Annotated in this window: 21 protein-coding genes and 2 pseudogenes; 11 read left to right on the top strand and 12 right to left on the bottom strand. The window is 69.7% G+C overall.

Annotated features, from left to right (window positions below; genetic code table 11):
- Positions 1-55: 55 nt before the first annotated feature.
- Both I8N67_RS21165 and I8N67_RS44650 read right to left on the bottom strand, forming a co-directional pair.
- Positions 56-667 (bottom strand): TetR/AcrR family transcriptional regulator, encoded by a 612-nt coding sequence (locus tag I8N67_RS21165; RefSeq protein ID WP_234046032.1) that lies wholly within the window; start codon positions 665-667, stop codon positions 56-58.
- Positions 664-942, bottom strand: a pseudogene (locus tag I8N67_RS44650) (hypothetical protein); the annotation flags it as partial. The gene I8N67_RS21165 and the pseudogene I8N67_RS44650, both read right to left, overlap by 4 nt.
- Positions 943-1,055: 113 nt before the next feature.
- Here I8N67_RS44650 and I8N67_RS21155 point away from each other — a divergent pair.
- Positions 1,056-1,646, top strand: coding sequence for a M24 family metallopeptidase (locus I8N67_RS21155; RefSeq protein WP_200304760.1), 591 nt, complete (start codon positions 1,056-1,058; stop codon positions 1,644-1,646).
- A 67-nt stretch (positions 1,647-1,713) separates the two neighbouring features.
- Here the strand turns inward: I8N67_RS21155 and I8N67_RS21150 are convergent, their stop codons facing one another.
- Both I8N67_RS21150 and I8N67_RS21145 read right to left on the bottom strand, forming a co-directional pair.
- On the bottom strand, positions 1,714-2,004 hold the full coding sequence (locus I8N67_RS21150; protein ID WP_200304729.1) for a hypothetical protein: 291 nt from the start codon (positions 2,002-2,004) through the stop codon (positions 1,714-1,716).
- Between the two features lie 22 nt (positions 2,005-2,026).
- Complete coding sequence (locus I8N67_RS21145) at positions 2,027-2,383, bottom strand: SDR family oxidoreductase (RefSeq protein ID WP_200304728.1); 357 nt, start codon at positions 2,381-2,383, stop codon at positions 2,027-2,029.
- A 311-nt stretch (positions 2,384-2,694) separates the two neighbouring features.
- Here I8N67_RS21145 and I8N67_RS21140 point away from each other — a divergent pair, with 311 nt between their 5' ends.
- The 10 genes and pseudogenes from I8N67_RS21140 (at position 2,695) to I8N67_RS21100 (ending at position 14,657) form a co-directional block, all read left to right on the top strand.
- Entirely contained in the window at positions 2,695-3,534 is an 840-nt protein-coding gene (locus I8N67_RS21140; protein WP_307835308.1) for a polyphosphate polymerase domain-containing protein, read from the top strand.
- Complete coding sequence (locus I8N67_RS21135) at positions 3,531-4,208, top strand: DUF4956 domain-containing protein (protein ID WP_200304726.1); 678 nt, start codon at positions 3,531-3,533, stop codon at positions 4,206-4,208. Before I8N67_RS21140 ends, I8N67_RS21135 begins: the two co-directional genes overlap by 4 nt.
- Positions 4,208-5,935: a CotH kinase family protein gene (locus I8N67_RS21130; protein ID WP_200304725.1), complete on the top strand. Its 1,728-nt coding sequence runs from the start codon at positions 4,208-4,210 to the stop codon at positions 5,933-5,935. Before I8N67_RS21135 ends, I8N67_RS21130 begins: the two co-directional genes overlap by 1 nt.
- Before the next feature lie 94 nt (positions 5,936-6,029).
- On the top strand, positions 6,030-6,776 hold the full coding sequence (locus I8N67_RS21125; protein ID WP_200304724.1) for a response regulator transcription factor: 747 nt from the start codon (positions 6,030-6,032) through the stop codon (positions 6,774-6,776).
- Positions 6,773-8,479, top strand: coding sequence for a sensor histidine kinase (locus I8N67_RS21120; protein WP_200304723.1), 1,707 nt, complete (start codon positions 6,773-6,775; stop codon positions 8,477-8,479). Before I8N67_RS21125 ends, I8N67_RS21120 begins: the two co-directional genes overlap by 4 nt.
- Positions 8,480-8,682: 203 nt before the next feature.
- Positions 8,683-9,990, top strand: a complete 1,308-nt coding sequence (locus I8N67_RS21115) for a dolichyl-phosphate beta-glucosyltransferase (protein WP_234046031.1) — start codon at positions 8,683-8,685, stop codon at positions 9,988-9,990.
- Between the two features lie 19 nt (positions 9,991-10,009).
- A pseudogene (locus I8N67_RS42785) lies at positions 10,010-10,693 on the top strand (ArnT family glycosyltransferase); the annotation flags it as partial.
- 232 nt (positions 10,694-10,925) lie between these two features.
- Complete coding sequence (locus I8N67_RS42780; RefSeq protein WP_234046047.1) at positions 10,926-12,359, top strand: mannosyltransferase YkcB-related protein; 1,434 nt, start codon at positions 10,926-10,928, stop codon at positions 12,357-12,359.
- A 28-nt stretch (positions 12,360-12,387) separates the two neighbouring features.
- Complete coding sequence (locus I8N67_RS21105) at positions 12,388-13,122, top strand: response regulator transcription factor (protein WP_200304722.1); 735 nt, start codon at positions 12,388-12,390, stop codon at positions 13,120-13,122.
- Positions 13,119-14,657: a HAMP domain-containing sensor histidine kinase gene (locus I8N67_RS21100; RefSeq protein WP_200304721.1), complete on the top strand. Its 1,539-nt coding sequence runs from the start codon at positions 13,119-13,121 to the stop codon at positions 14,655-14,657. Before I8N67_RS21105 ends, I8N67_RS21100 begins: the two co-directional genes overlap by 4 nt.
- An 80-nt stretch (positions 14,658-14,737) precedes the next feature.
- Here the strand turns inward: I8N67_RS21100 and I8N67_RS21095 are convergent, their stop codons facing one another.
- The 8 genes from I8N67_RS21095 to I8N67_RS21060 all read right to left on the bottom strand — a co-directional run bounded on the left by I8N67_RS21095 (position 14,738) and on the right by I8N67_RS21060 (position 24,134).
- Positions 14,738-15,709, bottom strand: a complete 972-nt coding sequence (locus I8N67_RS21095) for an MFS transporter (protein WP_234046037.1) — start codon at positions 15,707-15,709, stop codon at positions 14,738-14,740.
- A gap of 276 nt (positions 15,710-15,985) precedes the next feature.
- Positions 15,986-17,299, bottom strand: coding sequence for an amidohydrolase family protein (locus I8N67_RS21090; protein ID WP_200304720.1), 1,314 nt, complete (start codon positions 17,297-17,299; stop codon positions 15,986-15,988).
- Positions 17,296-18,882, bottom strand: coding sequence for an FAD-dependent oxidoreductase (locus I8N67_RS21085; RefSeq protein ID WP_200304719.1), 1,587 nt, complete (start codon positions 18,880-18,882; stop codon positions 17,296-17,298). Before I8N67_RS21085 ends, I8N67_RS21090 begins: the two co-directional genes overlap by 4 nt.
- A complete protein-coding gene (locus tag I8N67_RS21080) occupies positions 18,879-19,775 on the bottom strand; it encodes an alpha/beta fold hydrolase (protein ID WP_200304718.1) in 897 nt (298 codons plus the stop codon). Before I8N67_RS21080 ends, I8N67_RS21085 begins: the two co-directional genes overlap by 4 nt.
- Positions 19,772-20,623, bottom strand: coding sequence for an alpha/beta fold hydrolase (locus tag I8N67_RS21075; RefSeq protein WP_200304717.1), 852 nt, complete (start codon positions 20,621-20,623; stop codon positions 19,772-19,774). Before I8N67_RS21075 ends, I8N67_RS21080 begins: the two co-directional genes overlap by 4 nt.
- A gap of 98 nt (positions 20,624-20,721) precedes the next feature.
- Positions 20,722-22,500 carry an FAD-dependent monooxygenase gene (locus I8N67_RS21070; protein ID WP_200304716.1) on the bottom strand — a complete coding sequence of 593 codons (1,779 nt, stop codon included), beginning with the start codon at positions 22,498-22,500 and terminating at the stop codon, positions 20,722-20,724.
- A gap of 3 nt (positions 22,501-22,503) precedes the next feature.
- Entirely contained in the window at positions 22,504-23,157 is a 654-nt protein-coding gene (locus I8N67_RS21065) for a VOC family protein (protein ID WP_200304715.1), read from the bottom strand.
- Between the two features lie 23 nt (positions 23,158-23,180).
- Complete coding sequence (locus tag I8N67_RS21060) at positions 23,181-24,134, bottom strand: fumarylacetoacetate hydrolase family protein (RefSeq protein WP_200304714.1); 954 nt, start codon at positions 24,132-24,134, stop codon at positions 23,181-23,183.
- Between the last annotated feature and the right edge of the window lie 150 nt (positions 24,135-24,284).

Raw genomic sequence — 24,284 nt, 5'->3', positions numbered from 1 at the left:
GGTGATGTCGTGGTGGCGGCCCGGGGCGGCGAATTGACGAGGGGTCATGCCGGGCTCAGTGCCCGAGGAGGGTGCGCAGCAAGGTCATCACGCGCTCCACGTACGGCATCGGGCTGTCGTTCTCGTCCTTGGGGTCTTCGGCCACCCAGCTCTCCATGCCGGTCTTGAGGGCGGTCATCGCCAGGGCGGCGATCAGGCGCGGTGCTTCGTCCTCCGCCCGCTGCCCCGTGCGCGTCGCCACGATGCCGGCCAGGTACCGCTCGAACGCTCCGAAGCCCGCCAGCATCGCGGCCAGTACAGGCGGGTGTTCACGCGCCAGGGCGAAGGTCGCGTGAAACTCGTCTCGCCGTGGTGGCTGCTCGGCTATGTCCCGCAGGAGCAGCGCGGTCAGGTCCGCCAGAATCTCGCGGGGGTGCGCTGGGCCGAGGGCGGCGAAGGCATCGACCTCCTCGTCCGGCAACTTCGGCGGCGCCTGGACGACGGCCGCCTCCTTGGTCGAGAAGTAGTTGAAGAAGGTTCGATGAGAGACATCGGCCTCCGTGGTGATCATCTCTACGGTGACCTTGTCAAAGCCGTGTTCTCCCGCCAATCGCAGCGCGGCGGCCCGGATCTCCTGCCGCGTCTCACGGCGCCTGCGCTCACGCAGTCCTTCTTTCTTACGAGTCATGGTTCCATACTTGCACTCTGTGCATGTTTTCTCAATGTGCATCCTTTGCGGGAGATGCATCGATCGGCCATTGCGGTCGGCGCGCCTGTGCGGTGGTGGACGAGACCACCGGGACGACCTGGGCGCGTCCTTCCACGGTTAGGACCCCGAGTCTCTGGCTCCGTGCTCCATCGCCGGTCCCAGCCGGTGGCAGACGCGGCGACGAGCGCGCCTTCGATCTCCATGGCGGACACCAACCGGTGAATCGTCGAGCCTGGGAGCCCGGTGTGTTCGGCGAGCTGGGAGTGCGGGCATCGTTGCTTGACGGGTCAGGCCTCCTCCGCTTCACTTGTCCTGTAGGGCGACATGGCTGTCCGATAATTCAGGACGACTGGGTGCGCCATGGTGACTGGGGATCCTCGAGAGCGACCTCGCCGAGGCCGCCACCGGCCGGGAATCCGCGAGCTGGACGTACGCCGGCGGCCCGTCCCGCACGGTGCGGCCCGGTGACCTGGTGCAGGCCGAGATCATGTCCTGCTACGGCGGATTCGAGACCCAGGTCCAGATATCCGTCGCCATCGAGCCGGTGCCCGAGGTGCTGCACACACTCCACGCCGTCGCCCGCGACTGCTACGACGCCGGCCTTCAGGCCCTGCGCCCGGGAGCAGCCTTCCTCGACCTGGCCAACGCCATGAGCGAACCCCTCCTCAAGGCAGGCCACTACAACATGACACCCCTGGTGCACAGCCTCACCCCGGCGGCCTTCGCGGGGCACATCGCCCTGAACGCCGAGCAGATCCCAGGCCAGGACGCCCGTCGTGTCTTCCGTACCGTCGAGCCGATCAGAGACCTGGAACTCGTCCCCGGCATGGCCTTCGCCTTCGAGCCCAACGCCTGTACCGGGCAGCACCGTGTCAACATCGGCGGCACCGTCGTCGTCGGCGAGAGCGGACCGGACGAGCTCAACGTCACACCCTGCCGCATGCACATCGTGTCCTGACGGACAAGGAGCGGTTCCCATGTCGCAACTGCCCGAAATCGCCAGACCCGGCGACCCGTCGACATCCTCAGAGAGTGCGTCGGCCACCCACCCCAAGGAGGCGCGGCGGGTCGCACTGGCCTGCACGGTCGGCACCGCCATCGAGTTCTACGACTTCGGCCTGTACGGGCTGCTCACCGGCACGGACTTCGGCCCGCTGTTCTTCCCCTCCGACGACGCCGTCGCCAGTCAGCTCGGCGCGCTCGCCACCTTCGCCGTCGGCTTCCTCGCCCGTCCCTGGGCGGCGCCATCGCGGCCACTTCGGCGACCGCTTCGGCCGCAAGCGCACGCTCGTCGTCACGTTCGTCGTGATGGGCATGGCCACGACTCTGATCGGGGCGCTACCCACCACGGACACGATCGGCGTACTCGCGCCCATCGCGCTGGTGCTGCTGCGCCTGATACAGGGCATGGCTGCGGGCGCCGAGTGGGGCGGCGCCCTGCTCATGGCTGTCGAACACGCCTACTCGCCATCGACAGCGGACAGCCGACGACGAGGGGCACGCCCGCACCGGGCGGGCCCCGACCTGATCGAACATCCCGGTACGGGTCGGTCCCGGACACATCACGCCGGCCCGGACTCCGACGGGGCCGAAGTCGACGGCCAGAGAGCGGGTCAGACCGATAAGGGCATGCTGCGCCGTGGTGTACGCGGCCGAGCCGGGCACCGCGACGGTTCCGGCCAGGGACGAGAACATCGACGACCTTGACGCCTACTACTCTGCGGGCCCGGCCGGGGGGCCTCGGCCACCGCGCAGGACCCTCGGCACCTGTCATTCACTTTTCGGACACCTTTAATACCCTTGCAATTACCTCGGAATTTTCAGCGCTTTCTCACACGACGCAGATTACGTGTCCCGTGACATCAGGACCGCGACGTACGAGGAGGAGGCGCATGGTGGCGCTGTCCCAGGGGTTCCCACTGAGGAAGACGCGAGGGACGGCGGCAGTTCCCGCACCCGCCGGATCGCTTGAGAACACGGCCCAGCCGGACGAGCAGCCACTGCATGTGGCCAGCAGACTCCACGCGTTCAACCGGTTCGAGTTGAAGTACCTGGTCCCGGTCGAGGAAGCGGCCGAAATCCGGGACGAACTGGCCGAGCGGATGGACCGGGACCTCAACAGCCCGGTCGGCGGCTACGGGGTGTGGAGCCTTTACTACGACACCCCTCAGCTCCGGTTCTACTGGGAGAAGATCGAGGGCCTGAAGTTCCGGCGCAAACTCCGGATTCGTCACTACGGCAACCTCGAAGGGGTCACCGACGAGTCGCCGGTGTGCGTGGAGATCAAGCAACGGGTCAACCGGGTCACGCAGAAGCGTCGCATCACCCTCCCGTACGGCGTCGCCCGGCAGTTGTGCGACGGCCGGGAACTGATCGAACACTCGCCGAAGGAGAGCCCCTTCGTCCAGGAGGTGCTCGAACTGATCATCAGGCTGAATCTGCAGCCCACCGCGATCACCGGCTATCAGCGCGAAGCCCTGGTCGGCCGGAGTGCCGACACCGGGCTGAGGGTCACCTTCGACCGGCGGATCCGTGGCCGCGACCGGGACTTCCACTTCGGCACTCCCACCCCGGAGAACCGGTTCACCATCTCGCCGCACCTGTCGGTGATGGAGATCAAGGTCAACGAGCGCACGCCGCACTGGATCACGGACCTGGCCGCGCGCCGCAACCTCAACCTCGTCCGTGTCTCCAAGTACGTGCAGTCCATCGAGGCGTTCGGCCTGGCGCCCCGGTCGGTCTTCCACATCAACGAGGCGGGTCACCCGTCTCTCACCACTACCACGAACCCGCTGCCCGCGCAGCGGCCGGCGCAGGACGCGCCCTTGAAAGCAGGAGCACAGTGAATTTCGATCTGCAGGAACTCAGCGGGACGTTCAGTGTCATGGACGTGGTCGCCGCCATGGCGCTGTCGTTCATCCTGAGCACGTTGATCGGTTACGTGTACCGGTACACGCACCGCAACGTCTCCTACAGCCAGTCCTACGTCCAGACCCTTGTCATCGTCGGCATGATCGTCGCTCTCATCATGCTGGTGGTCGGCTCCAACCTGGCAAGGGCGTTCTCCCTGGTCGGCGCCTTGTCCGTGGTCCGCTTCCGGAACGCCGTCAAGGAGACCAGGGACGTCGGCTTCATCTTCCTGGCGATGGCGATCGGCATGGCCTGCGGTGCCCGCTTCTACACGCTGGCAGCTGTCGGCGCCGTGGTGATCTGCGCCGTCGCCCTCGTCATGTTCAAGTTCAACTGGTTCGCCCTGAACGTCCAGCGCCAGGTCGTCAAGGTCCAGGTTCCCGCCGGTGAGGACTACAGCGCGGCCATCCGTGACGTCCTGATCCGCTACACGATGGAGTTCGAGCTGGTGAGCACCGAGACGATACGCGGCGGAGCACTGAACGAGGTCTTCTACACCGTGCGGATGAAGAAGGGCACCGAACCCGGCGACCTGGTGACCGCCTTGCAGGAGCGCACCTCGGGCCAACGGGTGACCGTCCTGACCGGTTACGACACGACCGATCTGTGATGGCCGCCAGCCCCGCGTCGAAACGACGGCAGCGGCCACTGCGGGACCGTGTCCCCGTGCGGCTGAGGCACCACTGGAAGCCGGCGGGCGCCCTGTGTGCCGGACTGGCGCTCACGCTCTTCTTCTTCGGCGACGCCCGCGTCTCGCCGTATGTCACCTCCGCCTCCCGAGTGGAGGCCGACCCCATCACGGAGAACGTCGAGGGCACGGTCGACCTGTACGACACATCCGTCGCCCACTCCGTGCAACTGGAGTACGACCAGACCGACTTCGACAAGATGATGAAGGAGTTCCGCGACGACGAGACCAAGGACTACATCGAGGCCGACCTCACCATCGACGGGGTCTACCTCGAGGACGTCGGGATCCGTCTGAAGGGCAACTCCACACTGAGATCCCTGAGCGGCGACGGCCAGAGCATGCCTGGTGGCGGCCAGGCACTGCCCGACGGTGCCGAAGCCGGGCAGGGTACTCCGGTCCCGTCGCAGAGCGGCGGGACCGGGGGGCAGGCCACCGGTGGCGGCATGGGCGGAGCCGGTGGCGGCATGGGCGGGGTCATGAACTACGACCTGTCCGAGGACAAGCCGGAGGAACTGCCCTGGCTGATCAAGATCGACGAGTACGTCGAGGGCCGCGCGTACGACGGTGAGCGGGAGATCTCGCTGCGTCCGGGCAGCGACGGACAGGTGCCGGTGAACGAGGCGCTGTCACTGTCTCTGATGGACACCACCGGTGAGAAGAGCGAGCGGTACGCCTTCACATCGGTCAAGGTCAACAACCGTCCCGTCACCACACGGTTGATGGTCGAGAGCCCCGACACCGACTACGCCGAGTCCGTCGCGGACGGCAACGGCGTGCTCTACAAGGCCCGGGCCGGCGGCAGCTTCGAGTACAAGGGCGACGATCCGACCGACTACGGGGACTCCTTCAAGCAGCTCAACAAGATCGGCAGCCAGGACCTGACACCGGTCATGAAGCTCATCAAGTGGGCCGACAAGGCCTCCGACAAGGAGTTCGAGGAAGAACTCGACCAGCACGTGGACGTGGAGTCCCTCGCCACGTACGTCGCGGCGCAGAACCTGCTGCTGAACTTCGACGACATGTCGGGCCCCGGCTCGAACTACATGCTCTGGTACGACCTGGACACCAAGAAGTTCTCGGTACTGGGGTGGGACTACAACCTCACCTTCTCGGGCGACGCGACATCGGGACCGGACGACTCCTCCGACATGGGCGGCGCTTTCGGCGGCGGACAGGGCGGTGACACCACCGGCCAGGACGAGCAGGACGGCCAGGGCATGCCCTCCGGTATGCCGGAGGGCGCCATGCCCTCCGGAATGCCGACGAACATGCCCGAAGGCGGTATGCCGTCGGGCATGCCCGAGGGAATGCCCTCCGGCATGCCGGAAGGGATGCCGGGCGGTATGCAGGGCGGCGAGGATGCCCAGAACGGCCAGGGCGGGTTCGGCGGCCTCTCGGGGCATCCGCTCAAGAGCCGCTTTCTGGAGTCGGACGCCTTGGACGGCGTCTACAAGACCGCTTACAAGGAGCTGTACGAGAAGTTCTACAGCTCTGGTACGGCCCTGAAGGCGCTCGACGGCATCGCCGACCAGGCCCGTGCGGCCGGCGCGGACGCCAAGAGCGTGGACTCCACCGTCGACCAGCTGCGCACCACGATCGAAGAGCGTACGAAGGCACTGGCGAAGGACAAGGAGGTGACCGGCTGATTCGGGCGCGGTGCCCGGACGGGGAGGTCCAGTTCGGATCCCCGTCCGGGCGCTCGGTGCACTCCTGAAGTCCGTTTCATCGAAGGAACCGCTCATGCCCGCCATGCCGCCCGGCCCCTCACTCACCCGACACACCGTGCTCGTCGTCGAGGACGACCCCGGCATCCGCACCCTGGTCACCTCCGCACTGCACGCCGCCGGATACACGGTGGCCACCGCCGAGACCGGACAGGAGGCCATGTTCGAGGCGGGCCGAAGGCGACCGGACCTGATCGTGCTCGACGTGGGTCTGCCGGACACCGACGGCTTCGCGGTGACGCGCCACCTGCGCGCCGAGGGCGTCTACACGCCCGTCCTGTTCCTGACGGCCCGTACGGACATCGAGGACCGGATCATCGGACTCAGTGCCGGCGGCGACGACTATGTCACCAAGCCCTTCCACATCCAGGAGGTCCTGCTGCGAATCCGCGCCATCCTCCGGCGCAGCGAAATGTCTCCGGTGAACGAGGCCCGGCGGGCGCCCCTGCGGTACGCGGACCTGGTCCTGGACGAAGAGACGCACGAGGTGCGCCGGGCGGGGCTGCCCATACGGCTGTCGCCCACCGAGTTCCGGCTGCTGGCCTGCCTGCTGACGCAGCCGGAACGTGTCTGGGACAAGAAGGAGATCCTCTCGCGCGTCTGGCACTACGACTTCGCGGGCGACGCCCGCATCGTCGACACCTATGTGCGCAACCTGCGGCGCAAGATAGACCGGGTCCCGCCCCAGCTCATCCAGACGGTGCGAGGAGTGGGTTACTGCCTGCGGACCGGCCGCGACGAATCCGGAGCGGAAGCGCTGTGAAGCGATGGACGCGAAGGGCTCAGCTCCGCTCGCTGCGGGCACGGCTGGTCCTCGGCACCACCTTGCTCGCGACCGCGGCCGTCCTGCTCTGCCAGGCGGCGGGACTCACCGTGCTGCGTACCTGGTTGACGGATCAGACCGACGGCAGGCTCATCCGCTTCCAGTCCGTGCCGCTCTCTCCGGATGCCGTCGGCGGCGGAGCCTCCCCCGGAGGACCGGGCGGCGCGGACGTCCTTCCGTCGGACTACCGGGTGTTCTTCTACGACCCGAGCGGACGCAAGCTGTCCGCGTCACTGGGCGGAGACGACGAGGAGGGCGCGGGACCACGCCTGCCGCGGAGGGAGTCGTCGCTCGGCCTGGAGAACGGACACCCCGAGACGTTGCCGTCGACCGACGGGAGCAGCCACTGGCGCGTGATCGCCAGGGCGAGGGACGACGGCACACGCGTCGTGGTGGCGCTCCCGATGAACGCGGTGGATGGCGCGACCTCAAAGATGCTGTGGTTCAGCCTGATCATCGGAGGTGTGGTCGCGGTCGGCGTCGTTCTCTTCGGCAACGTGGTCGTACGCGTGGGCCTGCGGCCACTGGCCCGGGTCGAGCGCACCGCCCGACGTATCGCGGACGGCGAGGTGGAGCTGAGCGTTCCCGACCGTCACGTGGTCACCGAGGTGGGACATCTCAGCCGTGCGCTGAACACCATGCTCGACCGGCTGCGTGCCGCGCTGCACCGCACCGAGACGTCCGAGCAGCGGCTGCGCAGCTTCCTGGCGGACGCCGGCCACGAGCTGCGGACCCCCCTCACCACGCTGCAGGGCTTCGCCGAACTCCTCGTACAGGAACCGGAGATGACCACGGGGCAGCGGCAGGAAGCCCATCTCCTGATCGTGCGGAACGCCGAACGGATGAGCCGCCTCGTGGACAGCCTGTTCCAGCTGGCCAAGCTGAGCGACGCGCCCCTCATGCACCGGGAGCCCGTCGACCTGCTGTCCCTGGCGGCCGACAGCATCACCGCCGTCGCCGTGCGCCACCCCGGACGTACCATCGGCCTGGGCGCGCTCACGGACCAACAGGGCTCCTTCGAGGCCGAGTTGGACGTCGTCGAGACATACGGCGATCCCTATCAGCTGGCGCAGATCCTCACGAACCTGCTCGGCAACGCCTGTGCCCACACCCCGCCAGGGGTGCGGATCCAGGCGCGCGTCGGCACGCTTCGCGTTCGCCCGTGCGGGGAAGGCACGGACCGGCCCGGACGCACGAGCGTGAATCCACCGCTGCGCGTCGGCACCCGGGTCTGCGCCGTCGAGGTGACCGACGAGGGCCCCGGCCTCGACGCGGCGGACGCCCGGCGGGTCTTCGAGCGCTTCTACCGGGCGGACTCGGTGCGGGGGTCCGCTTCGGGCTCCGGGCTCGGTCTGGCGATCGCCTCCGCCATCGCCGTGGCCCACGGCGGCCGTCTGGAGCTCGACACCGGGCCCGGTGAGGGCTGCACCTTCAGGCTCCTGCTGCCGCACGAGACCGACACCGCCGCGCCTGAGCCGGCAGGGCGGGAAGACGTGCCGGATGCCCGTCCCGCTTCCGGCCGGCCGGCAGCCGCCGTCGGCCCTCGGGTGAATGCTGACGCGCCGGAGAACGAGGAGCAGGGGAAAGAGCTCGGCCACTGGTTGTCGGGCGCCGTGCCGTGGGATGCGGCGGACCCTGTGTGACGGCGAGGGGGAGGGGGAGCGGCATGCCTGGCCGGGGACGGCGAATCCCGGCCGTAGGGCTGTGATCAGGCCTAGTTATCTGACTCTCTGTCAGTTCTCGCTTTCCTCTCCCAGGCCTCCCCGCCGGGTGGGTGACAGTCGTGACCTGTTCGCGATCAGCCCCATGGAGCCGCAACCCGTGTCCCTTCTCGCCTGAGGAAGCCATGTCACCCACCCCCCACAGCACGGCTCTCACCGACGCCCCTGACCGGACCGTCACATTCCAGTGCCCCGGCGGAACCGCACGCGCCGGCTCCGGCACGGCGACCGTGGAGATCGTCGTCCCCGTCTACAACGAGGAAAGCGCCCTGCCCGGCTGCCTGCGTACCCTGCACGCCCGGCTGACCGAAGAGTTCCCGTTCCCCTGGCGCATCACGGTCGCCGACAACGCCAGTACGAACGCCACGCCGGCCGTCGCCCGCCGCATCGCGGAAGGTCTGCCCGGCGTCGACGTCGTGCACCTGGACCGCAAGGGCCGGGGCCTCGCCCTGCGCACGGTGTGGGGGCGCAGCGACGCGGACGTCGTGGCCTACATGGACGTGGACCTGTCCACCGGCCTCGACGGGCTGCTGCCGCTCGTCGCCCCGCTCGCCACCGGGCACTCGGACCTCGCGATCGGCAGTCGGCTGGCACCGGGTGCGCGCACCGTGCGTGGGCCGCGCCGCGAGGTCATATCCCGCTGCTACAACGGAATCATCCGGCTCACCCACGGCGTGCGCTTCAGCGACGCCCAGTGCGGGTTCAAGGCCGCCCGTACGGAGGTGCTGCGGCCGCTGCTGGCAGTGACTCAGGACAACGCCTGGTTCTTCGACACCGAACTGCTGCTGCTCGCCGAGCACAACGGGCTGCGCGTCCACGAGGTGCCGGTCGACTGGGTGGAGGACGTCGACACCAGGGTCGACGTGGTGAGCACGGCCACCGACGACCTCAGGGGGCTGTGGCGGATGGCGCGGCTGAAGGGGTCCGGCGCCGCCCGCGTCGAACTGCCCCGCCGCCCCGCACCGGCCGCCGAGCACCCGGACGCGGTCCTGGCGCCGCCCACGAGGCGCGGCGTGCTGTCGTGGGAGGTGGGTTGCTTCACCGCGATCGGCATCGCCTCCACCGTCGGGCAGGCGCTGCTGTACTGGCTGCTGCGCGGCTGGTGGCAGCCCGCGGTCGCCAACCTGGTGTCGCTGCTGGTCCTGACGGTGCTCAGCACCGAGGCCAACCGCCGCCTCACCTTCCGGCATGCCCGGGACCCGGCCCGCCCGGGCGCACCTGGGCGCGGGCGGCCTGTTCGTCCTCGGCTATCTGGTCACCTCCGGGACGGTGCTGTGGTTCAAGGACGCCGACCCCAGCGCCTCACCGGCAGCCGAAACCGCCGTGCTGGCCCTCGCGTCCGTCGCGGTCACCGTCGTTCGCTTCGCCGTGCTGCGGCCGGCGGTCTTCCGCAGCAAGGCCGCCGGACCCAAGCCCGCCACCACGATTTCTGACGAGAGCTGAACTCCTTCCATGAACGAGTCCAACCGGACCCTGTCCGCCGCGCCGGTGCCCGGCGGTCCCCCGGACACCCCCGCCCGCTCCCTGCCCGCCTGGGCGGCACCGGCCGCGCTCGGCGCGATCCTGCTGGTGGCGACCGTGCTGTACGGCTGGGCGCTCGGTTCGCTGGGCTGGGGCAACGGCTACTACTCCGCGGCCGTGAAGTCGATGGGCAAGAGCTGGACGTACTTCCTCTTCGGCGCCTACGACCCGGCCGGAGTCGTCACCATCGACAAGCCGCCCGCCGCGCTGTGGCCCCAGGTCATCAGCAGCAAGATCTTCGGGCTGCACGGCTGGGCGCTGATCCTCCCGCAGGTGATCGAGGGCGTGGCCGGCGTGTTCGTGCTGCACCGCACCGTGCGCCGCTGGGCGGGGGAGCAGGCCGCGCTGCTCGCCGCCCTGGTGCTCACCCTCACCCCCATCACCGTGGCCGTCAACCGGGACAACAACCCCGACATGCTGCTCGTCCTGCTGCTGGTGTCGGCGGCGTACGCGCTCACCCGCGCCCTTCAGGCGGAGGGCCGGGCGGCGACCTGGTGGCTGTGTGCGAGCGGGTCCCTGATCGGGTGCGGGTTCCTCACCAAGATGCTGGCCGCCTGGATGGTGGTCCCGTCCTTCGCCCTCGTCCGGCTCGTGGCGGGAAGCGGCGCCTGGGTCGCACGAGTGGGGCGGTTGCTGGGCGCGGGAGCCGTCCTGGTGGCGTCCTCGCTGTGGTGGGTCGCGATGGTGGCGCTGTGGCCGGGGGGCCGGCCGTACATCGGCGGCAGCGAGGACGGGTCGGCCTGGGACCTGGTGGTCGGTTACAACGGGCTGGGCCGGGTCTTCGGCTCCAGCGGAAGCTCGTCGCGGTCCGCCGGGCAGTTCGGTGGCGCGGGCGGGTCTCGGCCGCATGTTCAACACCCAGATCGGCGGCCAGATCAGCTGGCTGCTGCCGGCGTGTGCCGTGGCGCTGGCGCTCGTGGTGCTGTGCACGGTGCTGCACCGCCGCGGGCAACTGGACCGGTCCACCCTCCTGCCCGCCTCGGGGTGGCTGCTGTGGGGGACCTGGCTGATCGTGTGCGTGGCCGTGTTCTCCACGCAGAAGGGCATCTTCCACCCGTACTACACCACGCAGTTGGCCCCGGCGATCGCCGCCCTGTGCGGTGGGATGCTGGCAACCCTGAGCCGTGTCCACCGAGCCGGCGTGGCGTGGGCTCCCTGGGCCGGCGCGGCGGCCGTGGCGGTGACGGTCGGCTGGGCGATGGTTCTCATCCGCCATACGCCGGACTGGAACGGGTGGCTGATCTGGCCCGTGCTGCTGATCGGCTGTGTGGCGATCGCACTCCTGCTGGCCCGGCGCGGTGGAAACCTTCTCCTGGCCGGGGTGGCTGCCGCGGTGGTGTCGATGCTGGCGGCGCCGGGGGTGTGGGCGGCGAGCACGTCGGCCTCGGCCTCGTCCAACTTCATGGCGGGCGGCAACCCGACGGCGGGTCCCACTCAATCGGCCTTCGGAATGTCCGGTATGCCCGGCCAGGGTTCCGGCGGGGGTCAGGGCTCGTCGGGAATGCCTTCCGGGATGCCCTCGGGCATGGAGGGCTTCCCCGGCGGGAGCTCCGGCTCGGGGCAGCAGGGCGAGCAGCCGACGGGCGGGATGCCCTCCGGGATGCCGTCGGGTATGCCGTCAGGGATGCCGGGTGGTGACCAGGGCGGTCTGCCGAGCGGTGGTCAGGGCGGCATGCCGAGTGGTGTCCCCAGCGGCATGCCCAGTATGGGCGCGTCCGGTGGCTCCGGCTCCGGCTCGGACTCCGGCTCGGACTCCGGCTCGGACTCCGGCGACCAGGGAATGCCCTCCTTCCCCGGTGGATCCGGCGGGATGTCCGGCGGATTCGGCGGTTCCAGCGGCTCGACACTCACCTCCGAGCAGCGCAAGATGCTCGACTACGCCGTGAAGCACTCACCGAAGGCGCGGATCAAGCTCGCCGTGTCGGGCGGCGCCCAGTCCACCAACGCGTTCATCCTGAACAGTGACGAGACGGTGATCGGCATGGGTGGCTTCATGGGCTCCGACGACGCACCCTCGGTCGCCCAGCTCAAGAAGTGGACCAAAAACGGAGAGCTGAGGTACATCCTCGGATCGGACGACTCCAGCGGTGGAGCGATGATGATACCGGGCATGTCGCAGGGGTCTGGGGCAGCCAGTGACCGCTCCGACTGGATCTCCAAGAACTGCACCAAGGTCTCCGCGTCGGAGTACGGAGGCAGCGAGACGTCTCAGCAGAGCACGGGCAGTGCGGCGCTCTCCGGCGGCGCCTCCGTGCTCTACGACTGCGCCCCCGCCCAGTGAGCAGCGACAGAACGGACCGCACAGCACGATGACAGAGCAGCCCGCGGACAGGGCGCGGTACAGGCTCCTCGTGGTCGAGGACGAACCCAGCATCCGCACTCTGTTGGAGTCCACCCTCCGTCTCACCGGATACGAGGTGAGCGGGGCGGAGGACGGCCAGTCCGCCCTCGTCGAGATCGAACGGCGGGAACCGCACCTGGTGCTGCTCGACGTGATGCTCCCCGACCTGGACGGCTTCGGGGTCACGCAACGCCTGCGGGCGGCCGGGAACGGCGTTCCCGTGCTGTTCCTGACCGCCCGCACCGACGTCGACGACCGCATCAAGGGTCTGAGCTCCGGCGGCGACGACTACGTGACGAAGCCGTTCCACATCGAGGAGGTGCTCCTGCGCATCGAGGCCATCCTGCGCCGCACAGCCGCCCAGGGGACGGAACTGCTCGTCGCGGAGACCGTGCTGCGCTACGCCGACCTCGAGCTCGACGAGGGGGCGCATGAGGTGCACCGCGCCGGGCACTACGTTGCGCTGTCGCCGACCGAGTTCAAGCTGCTGGCCTATCTGATGGCCAATCCGGGCCGGGTGCTGAGCAGGGCCCAGATCCTCGATCATGTGTGGAGCTACGACTTCTCCGGCGACGCCCGCATCGTCGAGACGTACGTCAGATACCTGCGCAAGAAGATCGACCGCTTCGAACCGCCGCTCATCCATACCGTGCGCGGTGTCGGCTACTGCCTGCGGCTGCCGCGCGGGGCGGCGGACCAGTGAAGCCGCTGCTTCCCCGCCCGCCCGGGTCCCTGCGCCGACGCCTGATCCTGGGCGTCACCGCGCTGGCGACGGTCGCCGTCGTCGTCTCCCAGGTCTTCGGCTTCGTGGTGCTGCGCTCGTGGCTGCTGGACCGCGTCGACCAGCAGCTCGCCGACTTCCACCCTCCCTCCCCCGCCTACGTCGACGCGAGCAGAGGGGGCATTCCCGGCGGACGGCCCGGCGTCCTGCCCTCGGACTTCCGCGTCTACTTCTATGACGCCTCCGGCCGCCGGACGGACGTCTCGCTCGGTGCCGACGGCACGCCAGGGCCTCGGATCGCGGATTCGGTGGTGGAGCTCGGTATACGGGACGGTCACCCGGCGACGGTGGATGCCGTCAGCGGCGACAGCCGGTGGAGGGTGTTGCTGAGTTCCGGCCCGGACGACATGCACGCCGTCGTGGCCCTGCCGCTGGACACGGTCGACGGTGCCACTTCCAAGAGCCTCTGGCTCGATGCCGTGCTGCTCGCCATCACCGTCGCCGCCCTCCTCGCGCTGGGCCGCTGGGTCGTGCGGCTCGGCCTGCTCCCGCTGACGCGCATGGAGGACACCGCCGAGCGCATCAGCGCGGGGCAGCTCGATCTGCGACTCCCCGACACCGATCCCCGCACCGAGATCGGGCGGCTCGGCCGGGTGCTGAACTCCATGCTGGAGAGGCTGCGGCAGGCCCTGGGCGAGCGGGAGGCGTCCGAGGCGCGCATGCGGCGCTTCGTCGCCGACGCCGGCCACGAACTGCGCACCCCCCTCACCGCCATCCAGGGCTACGCACAGCTCGCACTGCGCCGAGCGCGTCTGTCGGCCGACGAGCAGGACGAGGCCCATCAGCTCATCGCACAGAACGCGGAGCGCATGGGCCTCCTCGTCGACGATCTCCAGCTCCTGGCCCTGCTGGACAGGGAACCGTCGTACGACAGCGCCCCGGTGGACCTGCTCTCCCTGGCGGCGGACGCCGTGCGGACCGCCGCCCTGCACGGGGCGAGCCATCCGGTCGACCTGGGCCCGCTGCCGGACCCGGTGGGCAGCGGCGAACTGGACGTGGTCGAAGCCACCGGGGACCCCCACCGGCTGAGACAGATCGTGGAGAACCTGCTCTCCAACGCCCGTCTGTACACCCCGTCCGGCACTCCGGTCCATGTCAGGGTGGGCGAGACCCGAGTGAATGCGGACACCTGCGGAGCGGACCGCCCGGGACGCACCAGCGCGTCACCACCCCTGCCGCACGGCACGCCTGTCGGCGTCGTCGAGGTGGCGGACGAAGGGCCAGGACTCGCCGCCCGGAACGCCGAGCACGTCTTCGAGCGCTTCTACCGTGCCGACCCCTCCCGCTCCCGTGCCCACGGCGGCAGCGGCCTGGGCCTTTCCATCGCCTCCGCGATCGCGGAGGGCCACGGCGGCCGTCTGGAACTCGACACCGCCCCGGGCAAGGGGTGCACCTTCCGTCTCGTACTCCCCGCGCGGCCCCCGGATGAACGGAACGGTGGCACGTCGTGTTGGTGACCGCCGACCTGGTGTCCGCCCGCGATCGCCCGGGCGGCGGATGTCTCGCGGCTGTGTGCCCCCGTCCACAAGCCCGTTCATCACGAGGTCGACGATCCGCTCCCCGTACTGGCCGTCGACCGGCGCACCGCCACCAGCGCGCTCGCGGCCAACAGGGCCACCGCCACGCCGAAGCCGATCCCGGCCGCCCGAAGCCCCACGACGTCGGCGGCCACCCCGACGCCCACCACGGGCACGGAGATGGCGACGTAGAGCACGATGAAGAACGTCGAGGCGACCTCCGCCCGCTGCCCGGCGGGCGCTTCGGCGTTGATCGCGGCCAGTCCCGCGCGAAAACTCACCCCTTGCCCCAGCCCGGCTGTCACGGCGGCGCCCAGCAGGAGTACCAGCGATTCGGCGGCGAGTCCCGCGATCAGCAGGGCCATGCCCGCGATCAGCAGAGCACACCCGACGGGCTGGGCCGCTCGCCCCAGGGGGCGTACGAGTGTGATCTGGCCGATGGCCGAGGCGGCGAACACCGTGCAGACCACGGCGCCCGAGAGCGCGGGATCGGACAGGTGCAGCAGCTGCCCGAGAAACGACGGTACGACCGCCGTGAACAGCCCGAGCACCGCGAAGCTCGCGAATCCGGCGATCGACGCCCGTAGGAAGGTGGCCCGCACCTGCTCGGGCACCCTCGGGCGGGTGATGCGCGCTCGCGGCCGTCCGGTGATCTCGACCGGTTGCGGCATCAGCCAGATGCCGGCCGTGACCAGGGCGAGCATGCCGAGGTGCACCTCGAACGGCAACCGCAGCGGTGCCGGGGCGAGCTGGGCGAGCAGCCCTGACAGCAGCGGTCCCGCGCCCAGGCCGCCCATGTTCGCCACCGTGCCCACCAGGGTGGCGCGTTCACCCGCGTCCCTGCCGGCCAGGTCGACCAGTGCGGCGGTCGCTGTGCCGGTGAAGATGCCGGCGGACAGGCCCGACAGGACGCGGCCGGTGATCAGCAGGGTGAGATTGTCCGCCTCCAGGAACACCAGAGCGCTGAGTGCGGCGCAGGCGAGTCCGGGCAGCAGGGTGCGCCGCCGTCCGAGGACGTCCGAACAGCACCAGTGCGGTCAGGACGCCCACCGCGTACGCGGCGAGGATCACCGTGCTCATGAGCGTCGAGAAGCCCAGGCGCTGCTGGTAGAGCACGTACAGCGGGGTGGGCAGGGTGGTGCCCAGCATCGTCCCGGCGAAGGCCGGTGCCACCAGCCGGAACGCGGTGTCCCGCGGTACGGCCGGCCGGCGAGGACGCGCGCCGACGCGTGGCTGCCCGGGTGCCGCGGGCAGCCGGCTGCGAGCGCTCACACCCCGTCCATCGCGCGGAGGAGCCGTTCGCCCGACTCCTGGAGCCGGTCCTTGACCTTGTCGAGGTCGCAGTCGAGCAGGGCGTGGTCGCGTTTGCGCCAGCGGCCGGCGACCATGACCGCTTCGATGTTCGCGATGTCGCAGTGCAGGGCGGCGGCGATCGGATGGTGGGCGGGCCACAGGTTCAGGGCACGGGTGTCGACGGCGACGAGGTCGGCCTGCATGCCCGGCTCGATGCGGCCGACCTGATCGGCCAGGCCGAGCGCCTTCGCGCCTTCGACGGTGGCCCACGCCAGAGCCTGCTTGGCGGTGAGAGACGCAGTGGTGGCGTGCGTGCCGGTGCGCTGCCGGTGGTCGGCGTGATCGAGGCCGCGCTGGTGGGCGAGGGCGACACGGGCGGCGGTGAGGACCTGGCCGGGCACGACGGTGTCGACGTCGGTGCCGAGCGACGGGGCTCCGCCGTGGCGCAGCAGGGCGCCGGTGACGGGAGTGCCGTGACCCTGGCCGAGTTCGTTCTCGGGGGTGCTGGTGAAGGTGACGCCTGCCTCGACGAGTGTCTTGACCCAGCTGTCGGGCATGTCGGAGCCGTGCACCACGTTGGTGCGGGGACCGAACAGTCCGGCCGTGCGTACGGCGTCCCAGCCGGGCGCGAGTTCCCCGCCGCTCTGGTGGAGGGACACGACGAGAGAGCGTTCGGCCGCGGCCCGGAAGTCGGCCACCGCGGTGTCGGGGGAGGAGTACTGCGGCCCCTGGACGGCCATGCCGAGGGTGAGCAGGGCATGGCCGCGGACAGGGCCGTCCAGCAGTCGGTCGATCTCGGCGAGCGGATGCGGGAGGTCCGGATCCCGGTAGGGGGTGCCATGCAGGAAGACGGCCCGGATGCCGGCCTGGAGAAGCCCTTCGACGGCCGCGTCGGCGTGCTCGGGCGTCAGGCTGTTGTGGCACCAGTCGCCGAGGGTGGTGGTGCCGCAGTCGATCTGGTTCAGCGCGCCGGCGAGATTGCTGACGTACATGTCGTCGGGCCCGTAGTGCCGGACGGCGCCCCCGTGCAGGTGGGTGAGGTACTCCATGAGCGTCCAGTCGGCGCCCACGGCACGCAGCCCGGTCTGCCAGGTGTGCAGGTGTGCGTTGACCAGACCGGGGATGATCACGCGCCCGGTGAGGTCGACAGGTTCGGCGTCGGGCGCGTCCAGGTTCTCGCCGATCAGGACGATGCGGTCGCCGTCGACGAGGATGTCGGCACGCTCGGCGTCGGGTCGGCCCGGAGCCATGGTGACGACCCGCGCGCCGCGCAGCAGTACACGGCTCATGCGACGCGCCCCGTACCGGGGGAGGCCTCCGATACGGTGTGGTTCCCCGCGGGGGGCGTCATCGCCTGGATGGCGGCGCGGGTGCTGGTGAGGAAGTCGCCGGTCGCGATGTGGCCGATGTAGCCGTCGGGGCGGACGAGCAGCAGGGTGTCCTCGGTGAGGCCGTGGACCGAGCCGAGTGTTCCCGCGGAGTCGGTGAGGACGTGGTCCGCGCGTTCGGCGGTGGAGCCGACGGCGATCCGCTTCAACTGCGCGCCGGTCGACGGCCATTCGAGCTGGTCGAGGGCCTGGGCGGCGTCGCGGCCGTGGGCCAGGACGGTGAAGTGCGGTCCGCGCATGACGTCGAACAGCCTGACGTGCTTGCCGGCGCTGCCGGTCAGCACGGCGTCCGGAGCCCGGTCGCCGACGCGCAGTGTCGTGGTGCGGTTGCTGTCGGCGGGGGCGAGGGGGCCGCCGAAGTAGGTGAGGGCGAGCTGCTGTTCGTCCTTGCCGCGCTTGAGGCTCGACGGGTCGAGCTTGGCGATGCCGTCGTACTTCTTCGTGGACAGCCCGAGCACCGCGGCCGCGATCGGCATGCGTTCGGCCTCGTAGGTGTCCAGGAGCGCGGGGTCGGCGCCGGCCAGGACCTGGGCGAGCTTCCAGCCGAGGTTGTAGGCGTCCTGGATGCCGGTGTTCAGCCCCTGGGCGCCGGCCGGGGTGTGCACGTGGGCGGCGTCCCCGGCGAGGAAGACGCGACCCTGGCCGTAGCTCTCGGCGAGGCGGATGTTGGGCCGGAACACCGACGTCCACTGGATGTCGCTCAGTGTGATGTGCTTGTTGCCGGTGGTCGAGCGGATCCGTTCGTTGAGCCGCGCCTCGTCGAGCACGGGCTCCTCGTCGGCCGCCAGCCGGATCATCCACTGGAACAGGTCGCTGTGGGGCAGGGGGCAGGCGCCGGTGAACCTGCCCCCGGGGCGGGGCCACATGTGCCAGCGGTCACGGGGCAGGCCCGTGGTGACGGCGTCCACGATGATCATCCGGTCCTGCTCGTCCGTGGACCCGGTGAAGCCGATGTCGAGCTGCTTGCGGACGGCGCTCGAACCGCCGTCGGCGCCGACGACGTAGCGGGCGGTGATCTCCTCGATGCCGTCGGGGCCCGCCACCTTGGCGGTGACGAGGTCGGTGTCCTGGGTCAGTTCGACGAGTTCCGTCGCGAACTCGACCTGGTGGCTGAGCTGTTCGAGGCGGTCGTGCAGCGCGCGGTCGGTGCTGTACTGGGGGATCAGCCATGTGTTGGGGTACGGAACGTCCGCGCTCGGCTGCCGGTTGCGCATCATCCGCCACGGCACCGCCAGCGGGCCGGCGTGGATCCCGAGCAGCGGATAGGTGCTGCCGCTCGCGAGGACCGAGTCGAGTGCTCCGAGGTCCTCCAGCACCTCCAGGCTGCGGGGCTGGATGCCCTTGGCCCGTGAGCCGTCGAAGATGTGGTCCGACTTGTTGACGATACGGATGGCGAGGCCGCGCCGGGCGAGGTCGATCGCCAGGGCGGTCCCGGTCGGGCCGGCGCCGATGATCAGGACGTCGAGGGGCTTGTGGTGGTTCATGAGCTGTGCCTTTCGGTATGGGTTGCCGCGAACGAGGCGATGTGCTCGGCGACTTCGCGGGGGCGTTCGTAGGGGGCCATGTGGCCGCAGTCGATGACGTGGCACTCCTGCGGCTTCAACAGGGAGCGCGCGGTGTCGAGAGCCTCGATGGGCGTGACGTTGTCGTCGGCGCCCCAGAGCAGCAGTGTCGGTATGCTCAGGTCGCCCGCGCGCCGGAACAGCTCGGCGCGGCCGGACAGCGGCACATGCTGGAGGGTTTCGAAGAACGCGTAGAGCGAACCTTCGTAGCGGTAGGCGTCGAGGACCATCGCGGTCAGCTCTGCCTGGCGCTGCGGATCGCGCACGTTGTGGCCCAGGTGGCTCTCCAGCAGCCGGCGGCCGAACCGCCGGGCCACGAAGCCGGTCAGCAGGTCACTGGCGAACAGCCGGTCCGTCGGCACCTTCTTGGGGATGAGCCCGGCAGGTCCCGCGATGGTCAGGGTCATCAGGGACTCCCGGTGCCGCGCGGCGTACTGCATCGCGACGAGGCCGCCGATGGAGGTGCCGACCAGATGCACCGGCTGCCTGATGCCGAGCTTGTCCTTGAGCTCGAAGAGCTGGCGGACGAAGAGCGTCTCGTCGTACGTCGTCCGCACGCGGTCGGAGTAGCCGCGCCCGTACGCGCTGCACGCCAGGGTGCGCAGCCCCCGGGCCTGGAGTTCCGCCGCCAGCGCGTCCCAGTAGAACAGCGGAACCGTGAGACTGCCGGCCAGCAGGACGACGTCGCCGTCCCCGGGTCCGGCCAGCTCGTAGTGGGTGACACCGTCGGACAGCTCGACGAAGCTGCCGCGCAGGTTCTGTCGCGAGGCCGGGTCGAGACGGCGGTCCTCACTGGTGGATACGAAGTACTTCACGGTCGGCCTCCTCGCCGCGGCCGCGTGCTGTCGGCAGGGGAGCCGAGGAAGCCGGCGACGGCGCCGCCGACCCACTGCGGCTCCTCTTCCGGCAGCAGGCGTCCGCCGTCGGGATGGACCAGCTCCTGGGCGCCGGGGATGTCCCGGGCGAAATGCTGGCCATCCAGGGCCGCGCTGCGCAGCACCAGCGTCGGCACCGCGATGCGCGGAATCTCCGCACTGCGGTCGGGCTGGTCGGTGTTGACGAAGTCGACGAAGGCCGACCGGTTTCCGGGCCGGCTCATCAGCTGGTACGACCGCTCCACCAGCTCCGCGTCGACGATCTCCGAGTGCGGGCCGACGGCCGAGCGCAGGTTCCGCTCGATCGCGCGGCGTGGCATCGCCCGGCGCAGCACGGGACGCAGCAGCGGGTTGCGGGCCAGCCGCATACCCGCCGGGAGCGAATGCTCCGGGTAACCGGTGGCATTGACGAGCACCAGGGCGTTGACCCGCTCCGGGCGGTCCAGCGCGAGGTTCCACGCGATGTTCCCGCCGAGCGAGTTGCCCACCACCGCGCAGCGGCGTACGCCCAGGGCGTCCAGGAAACGGGCGACGGTCGCCGCGTACGTCGGGACGCGGTAGTTGCGGTCGGCCCGCGGACCGGTGAGTCCCCACCCCGGCAGGTCGGGACGGATGACGTCGTAGGACTCCGAGAGCAGGGCCGCCACGCCCTCGAAGTGGTGCAGGGACGAGGCGCTGCCGTGCAGCAGCACGACTGGCGGCCCGTGCCCGGCGCGTTTGTAGTGGACCCGCAGACCATCGACGTCCGCGAAGAGCGAGTCGGATTGGGATTCAGACCAGGTCTTCATAATGGTTACAGTGTTGCCGATATTTGCCTCCTGTCAAGCGGGCGGGCCTTTCCGCAGTCGGGATCACGGGGTTGTCCGCCGGACTTACGGCGGAACGCTCAGCGCTGAGCCGCGCCGAAGGGTCCCCACTTGTTCTCGAGCAGGGAGATGAGCTCGTCGGCGGCATCACGGCATGCCTCCGTGGTGCGCCAGGCGACGTGGCCGTCCGGTCTCACCAGAACGGCTCCTCGCTCACCCACCTCGTAGAGGTCCAGGAGGTTTCGCTGATCGCCGGGGGGCGTGGCGACCAGGCCGAGTACCTGGAGGGGAAGAATGGTCGCGAACCGGCGTCCCCGTAGCGCGTGTGTCCATGCCCGGGGGTCCGGGGTGACGAGGGTGAGTCCGTTGTGCGCGAGGAGGTCGTGTACCGGGTGAGGGCTTCCCTCGTGCAGGACCATGGCGTGCGGGAGGCGGGCGCCGGGCCAGGTCGTGGGACGGTAGCTGACGACGCCCTCGCCGTCGAGCGGCTGCGGTCCCGGCTCGCGGCAGATGAGAGGACCGTCGTAGGCGTAGCCGAACTCAAGTCCGGTGGAGGCGAAGTGCTCCAGTTGCGCAGGGATGCTGGAGGCGATGTCCGTACGGAGCCGGCGCGCCCGGGAACTGTCGCCCCGCAGGGCTCGGGTACGGCGCAGCTGCAGGCGTGTCACGAGGTCCGCGGCCCTGGCCATCAGCCGTCCGGGTACCCGGGAGAGCAGGGGGTGGCTGACGGCTTCGGTGGCCGCGCGAAGAGACCGGTTGGTGATGCCGAGCGGCTTGGTCACCTCGTCGAGGCGGAAGTGGTTGGCCACGCTCTGCTCGGCGAAGCGTTCGACGACGGGCCGGCGCTCTGTCTCGTAGGTGTCGAGGAGAGTGTCGTTCGCGGAGCCGTCGAGCACCGCGGCGATCTTCCAGGCGAGGTTGTGGGCGTCCTGGACACCGCTGTTGAGGCCGAATCCGCCGGTGTGCGGGAAGCGGTGTGCGGCGTCGCCGGCGAGGAGCAGCCGGCCTTGGCGGAAGGTGTCGGCCGTGTGGGAGGTCATGGTCCAGGTACCGGTCGAACGGACCTCGACGGGGACGTCCGGTCCCAGCACCTTGGGGAGGGTGCGCTCCCAGTAGGTGCGGCTGTCGCGCGCGATCTGTTGTTCCGGATGGAGGTAGGCGGTCATGAGCACGTAGTCGCCGCCCGCGTGGGAGATCAGGACGCCGCAGAGGTTCGGTTCGTAGATCCAGGTGAGCAGGGGTGTGGCCGTGCCCTCCGGGTGGAGGTCGGGGGCGTTGAAGAAGACGCTGCCCATGTTCGCCAGCGCCCGGCCCCGCATACGGATCCCGGCGCTTTCGCGGATGGCACTGTTCGCGCCGTCAGCGGCGATGACGAATCTCGCGGTCACGTCCTTGATGTGACGGACCGTGGTGCCGCGCCGGAAGTCCACGAGGGGTTCGCGTTCCAGGGCCTTCCAGAGCACGGGCATCAGAAGGTGCTGTCCGATGTGGGAGATCAGGAACGGGCTGTGGGTGCGTACGAGCGCGAGCTGTTCGGAGTCTTCGAGGAGGTCGATCTCGCCCAGCGGTTCGTCGGCGAGCCGGCAGTTCCAGCGGATGATGTTGACGGTCTCGATCGGTGGGGCCAGCGCCGCGATCTCCTGTGCCAGCTTCGGTGACGCGTGGTGCCAGATCTCGAATGAGCGCGCGTTGACGACGTGTGCGGCGGGGTGCAGCAGGGGGTCCGTTCGCCGTTCGAGGACGGTGCTGGGGATGCCGTGGCGGGCGAGGAGGAGGGCGAGGGTGCATCCTGTCGCTCCCCCACCGACGATGACGATCGGCTCGGCCGGTTCGGCTGGTTGAGTCGGTTCGATGGACATGGCTCAGAGCGTCTTCCATGTGATCGCCCGCTTGTTGGCCCGCGGAGTGGTGCCCGGGCGGGTGCCGGCGCCGGGCTTGAGCAGGTCCGCCGGGGACGCACCGCTCCTGAGCCGTTCGAGCAGGTAGTCGGGGTCGATGTCGGTTCCGATGGAATTGGCCGCGAAGGCGGGGCTGCCGAAGTGGTCCGCGGTCGCTTGGGACGTGGGGAAGTTCTCGGTCTGGAATTCCAGGCGGATGCCGTCGGGGTCCTCGTAGTAGAGGGAGGTCGTGGGGCCGTGGTTGATCGCCCACACCGGCAGGACTCCGGCCTTCCTGAGGCGGTCGTAGGTCGACAACAGCCGCTCCAGCGACCGGAAGGTGAAGGCGAGGTGGTCGATTCCGTAGATCTTCCGGCGGAACCGGGCCAGGGGGAAGACGTGGCGAAGGAGGCCGGGGACCTTGACGAGGGCGAGGCGGTGGCTCTCCTCGTCCCAGGTGAGGAAGGCGATCTGCTTGTCCTCGTGAACGACGCGCGCGCCGAAGACGGTGCCGTACCAGGCGATCATCTCCTTGCCGCGCGCGGTCTTGACGACCCAGTGGGCCAGGAAGTCGGGAGCGAGGGCGCCCGAAGGAGATGATTCCTGGCCAGCCGCGGTGTCGGGGCTCGTGTGCCGCATGTGCTGTCCTTCCTCGGGTCCGTTCAGGGCGCGGTGATGGTGGTGTGCTGGACGCCCAGGTCGATGGACCGGTCGGCGTTGTGGATGGCGGCGGTGATGACGTCACCCGGCGCGAGATAGGGCTTTTTCAGGTTCTGGCGGATGAACAGGGCCCACAGCTTGTCCTCGGGCAGCAGGGCGGTGGCGAGCCGGCGCACCAGGGCGGGAGGTGACGTCGCCACGCACCCGTGGGGGGTGCCGGTGAGGAGGAGGTCACCGGGGCTGAGGTTGCAGAAGGTGGTCAGCTCCTTGAGGGTCTCGGCGGGGCGGTACAGCAGGTTGGTGGTGCTGTCCTGCTGGCGGAGTCCTCCGTTGACTTCGAGGCGCAGGCCGAGTTCGTCCAGGAGGGGGAACTCGTCGGGTTCCGGTACGGCGAGGAAAGGGCCGACGGGACAGAAACCGCGGTAGCTCTTGCCCTTGAGGAACTGGCCCTGGGGCAACTGAACATCGCGGGCGGAGAGATCGTTGGCGATCGTGACCCCGAAGACGTACTCGTGGAGGTTCTTGTCCGTGACCTCCTCCGGCTCAGTGACCTCCTTGCGCAGCACCAGGGCGAGTTCGATCTCGTAGTCGAGGAGGCGCACATGGCTCGGCCGGGCGACAGACGCGTGCGGGCCGGTGAGCGAGGCGTCGGTCTTGTCGAAGAAGAGGTTGAACGCGCGGGCGTCGGGGTCCATCCCGGACTCGATCGCGTGCTGACGGTAGTTGGCTCCCTGGCAGATCACCCGGCAGGGCCGCGTCACCGGGGACAGCAGTTCCACGTCGTCCAGGTGGAGGGCCACGGGTTGGCGGCTCGCGGCACGCCAGTCGTCGCTGCCGTGCCGGATGAGGTCCGCGGTGGTGCGGTAGGTGTCGCTCAGGGGCGAGAGCCCACCGTCGATGACGACACCCCACCTGTTTTCGCTGAAGGAGCGGTAGTGGGCCAGATGGGTGACCATGGACGAGCCTCCGGGGCGCTGGTGGGACTGGTGTGGGGAACGCGGGCCGGGCGCGTTGGCATGTCGGCGGCCGGTTCGGCCGGTTCGGCCGGTTCAGCCGGTTCGGCCGGTTCAGCCGGTTCAGCCGGTTCAGCCGGTTCGGCCGGTTCG

Origin of the sequence: Streptomyces adelaidensis (assembly GCF_016598475.1) — a bacterium.
Lineage (GTDB): Bacteria > Actinomycetota > Actinomycetes > Streptomycetales > Streptomycetaceae > Streptomyces > Streptomyces adelaidensis.
Note: the sequence above shows the minus strand (reverse complement) of the source record. Positions and strands in the feature narration are given on the sequence as shown.

Excerpts from the sequence above, each read along its gene's own strand:
- I8N67_RS21165 (WP_234046032.1), bottom strand. The coding sequence starts at position 667 with ATGACTCGTAAGAAAGAAGGACTGCGTGAGCGCAGGCGCCGTGAGACG.
- I8N67_RS21150 (WP_200304729.1), bottom strand. The coding sequence starts at position 2,004 with ATGCCCATCACGACGAACGTGACGACGAGCGTGCGCTTGCGGCCGAAG.
- I8N67_RS21145 (WP_200304728.1), bottom strand. The coding sequence starts at position 2,383 with ATGTTCTCGTCCCTGGCCGGAACCGTCGCGGTGCCCGGCTCGGCCGCG.
- I8N67_RS21130 (WP_200304725.1), top strand. The coding sequence starts at position 4,208 with ATGGCCGCCAGCCCCGCGTCGAAACGACGGCAGCGGCCACTGCGGGAC.
- I8N67_RS21125 (WP_200304724.1), top strand. The coding sequence starts at position 6,030 with ATGCCCGCCATGCCGCCCGGCCCCTCACTCACCCGACACACCGTGCTC.
- I8N67_RS21115 (WP_234046031.1), top strand. The coding sequence starts at position 8,683 with ATGTCACCCACCCCCCACAGCACGGCTCTCACCGACGCCCCTGACCGG.
- I8N67_RS42780 (WP_234046047.1), top strand. The coding sequence starts at position 10,926 with ATGTTCAACACCCAGATCGGCGGCCAGATCAGCTGGCTGCTGCCGGCG.
- I8N67_RS21105 (WP_200304722.1), top strand. The coding sequence starts at position 12,388 with ATGACAGAGCAGCCCGCGGACAGGGCGCGGTACAGGCTCCTCGTGGTC.
- I8N67_RS21090 (WP_200304720.1), bottom strand. The coding sequence starts at position 17,299 with ATGAGCCGTGTACTGCTGCGCGGCGCGCGGGTCGTCACCATGGCTCCG.
- I8N67_RS21085 (WP_200304719.1), bottom strand. The coding sequence starts at position 18,882 with ATGAACCACCACAAGCCCCTCGACGTCCTGATCATCGGCGCCGGCCCG.
- I8N67_RS21075 (WP_200304717.1), bottom strand. The coding sequence starts at position 20,623 with ATGAAGACCTGGTCTGAATCCCAATCCGACTCGCTCTTCGCGGACGTC.
- I8N67_RS21070 (WP_200304716.1), bottom strand. The coding sequence starts at position 22,500 with ATGTCCATCGAACCGACTCAACCAGCCGAACCGGCCGAGCCGATCGTC.
- I8N67_RS21065 (WP_200304715.1), bottom strand. The coding sequence starts at position 23,157 with ATGCGGCACACGAGCCCCGACACCGCGGCTGGCCAGGAATCATCTCCT.
- I8N67_RS21060 (WP_200304714.1), bottom strand. The coding sequence starts at position 24,134 with ATGGTCACCCATCTGGCCCACTACCGCTCCTTCAGCGAAAACAGGTGG.